The organism is Mesorhizobium sp. M7A.F.Ca.CA.004.04.2.1 (assembly GCF_004022825.1).
Taxonomy (GTDB): Bacteria; Pseudomonadota; Alphaproteobacteria; order Rhizobiales; family Rhizobiaceae; genus Mesorhizobium.
Genome location: NZ_RZPH01001724.1, coordinates 1 through 536 on the forward strand (window position 1 = coordinate 1; position 536 = coordinate 536).

General features: G+C 62.7%; 1 protein-coding gene. It reads right to left on the reverse strand.

Annotated features, from left to right (window positions below):
- The coding region (rmuC, locus tag EN893_RS37220) for a DNA recombination protein RmuC (protein WP_128362321.1) at positions 1-536 on the reverse strand (536 nt) is incomplete at both ends.

The following is a 536-nucleotide window of genomic DNA, read 5'->3' on the forward strand; positions in this document are numbered from 1 at the left end:
CTTGGTGACCTTCGACGTCGAAACCAGGATGTCGTCGATGTCCTTGGCCGACTGACCGAAATGCACCTGCAGCTTGCGCACCCGCTCGTCGACGCGCGCGACATCCTCCATCAGCCGGATGACTTCGCCCTGAATCAGGTGCGCCTGTTCGCGCATGCGGGCATCCTTGAGGATCGCCTGGATGACCTGGATCGACAGCATCAGCAATGACGGCGAGACGATGACGATTCGGGCGCGGTGCGCCTTGTGGACGATCGCCTCGAAATTCTCGTGGATCTCGGCGAACACTGATTCCGACGGCACGAACATGAAGGCGGTGTCCTGCGTCTCGCCCTGGATCAGGTATTTTTCCGAGATATCGCGGACATGGATCTCGATGTCGCGGCGGAAGGCCTGCGAGGCGGCCTTCTGCAGGTCGGCGCCATCGGCGGCGCGGATGGCATTCCAGGCCTCGAGCGGAAACTTGGCGTCGATGGCCAGCGACGGCGCGCCGTTCGGCATCTTCACCAGGCAGTCAGGACGGCTGCCGTTCGACA